At 35.9% G+C, this 1,363-nt stretch carries 2 protein-coding genes; both read right to left on the bottom strand.

Going from position 1 to position 1,363, the window contains the following annotated elements; all coding sequences use genetic code 11:
* Nucleotides 1–121 precede the first annotated feature (121 nt).
* Complete coding sequence (locus BUB99_RS20010; RefSeq protein ID WP_073125775.1) at nucleotides 122–1,114, bottom strand: hypothetical protein; 993 nt, start codon at nucleotides 1,112–1,114, stop codon at nucleotides 122–124.
* A 5-nt stretch (nucleotides 1,115–1,119) separates the two neighbouring features.
* On the bottom strand, nucleotides 1,120–1,308 hold the full coding sequence (locus tag BUB99_RS20005; protein ID WP_073125772.1) for a M15 family metallopeptidase: 189 nt from the start codon (nucleotides 1,306–1,308) through the stop codon (nucleotides 1,120–1,122).
* Between the last annotated feature and the right edge of the window lie 55 nt (nucleotides 1,309–1,363).

Genomic DNA, 1,363 nt, shown 5'->3' with positions numbered 1-1,363 from the left:
TACTTTTTATCTTCGATTTATAGCTTCATACAAATATCATGATATTCAGTCTTTCTTTGAGAAGATGCACGAGCTACAAGCTCGCGCCAGCGGGGTAGGCTGATCCCATGTCGCTATGGTTTTAATGCTTTTTTAAATCGATCACGTAAGGCTCTAAAAAAGAGGTAGGAACAGGAGACAAATAATCATTCTGTTTTGATTCAAACTCTTCATATTCAAGTAAGCGGTTTCTAAACGATATCACATCTCCATTTTCACTTTTCCCCTGATCTATAAAAGGTAATTCCAACATTCGTTCTTTCCAAATAGACTTATGGAATGAACCATTCTTTTTAGTGAAGCCAAAGGAATTATCTTTATAAAAATATACTGCCATTTCCTCTCCCTTTACTTTTGTCGTATCAAAACTAATTGGCTCAATATAGAAAGGCCCATTACTAACACCATATTGAGTTCCTTTTAATACATGTTTATATATGATCGAATCGTCCCAAACGTAGGTTTCTTCATACTTATATTTGTATTGAAGTCTATCAGACCAGTCAAACTGTTGACCTTCATTAATATTGTATCCCATTTCACGAGTTATAAGCCTTAGAGAACCTGCTTCGTTAAAGAAGTATACTCTTTTAGAAAAATTACTAAACGCCGATACCTCTCCTTCCTCGATTTCATCAACCTCTTGCCGATAACCGTATTCAGAAAATGTCCTCTCGATATATGATTTGTAAAAACGGTTACCTGTCCAACCTTCTGTAACATCAACTATCGCATTGGGAAAAATTTCTTGACGATAAGTATCTTTCTCCTTTTTGATTAAATCAATACGATTATCTATGACAAGTTTCATAGAGTCTTTAGGAATATCCTTTATAACTTTTATACCGAAAAAATCATACTCCCTTTCTTCCTGTGGAACATGTTCAGGTAGCAACTCTTCTCCACGCATTGCTCTGATTACATTAGTTCTCTCCAGAGATGACATCTCTTTGATCTCATTCCATGAATATTTAGTTAACAAAGAGTCTTTAAGGTTTTGAGGGGAGATATTCTGAGCTCTAAGAACTTCACCACAAAAGGCAATTATCAATATGATAAGAATACGTTTTTTCATTGGACTTACTGATTTTTTTTCTGACTCAAATATTTAGCAATATCCTGTTTTCGAACCTCAAAATGCATGTAATCCACATTCGTAGATTCCCATATCCCTCCCCATTGCATATCAGCTTCATTTTCGAAGGCTTCTATAAGTTCTAAGGGTAATTCCCCCCGCTGGTGCGAGCTTGCAGCTCGTACCTTGGTCATGTCACAGTCAAATATAGTCTATCTCTAGTAGCCCTTTTCCTCCTGCATAATCTAT

Origin of the sequence: Reichenbachiella agariperforans (assembly GCF_900142205.1) — a bacterium.
GTDB classification, from domain to species: domain Bacteria; phylum Bacteroidota; class Bacteroidia; order Cytophagales; family Cyclobacteriaceae; genus Reichenbachiella; species Reichenbachiella agariperforans.
The sequence above is the reverse complement of the archived record's forward strand: the minus strand, read 5'-3'. Positions and strand labels throughout refer to the sequence as shown.

Coding starts and splice junctions, on each gene's coding strand:
- BUB99_RS20010 (WP_073125775.1), bottom strand. CDS start 1,114: ATGAAAAAACGTATTCTTATCATATTGATAATTGCCTTTTGTGGTGAA.
- BUB99_RS20005 (WP_073125772.1), bottom strand. CDS start 1,308: ATGACCAAGGTACGAGCTGCAAGCTCGCACCAGCGGGGGGAATTACCC.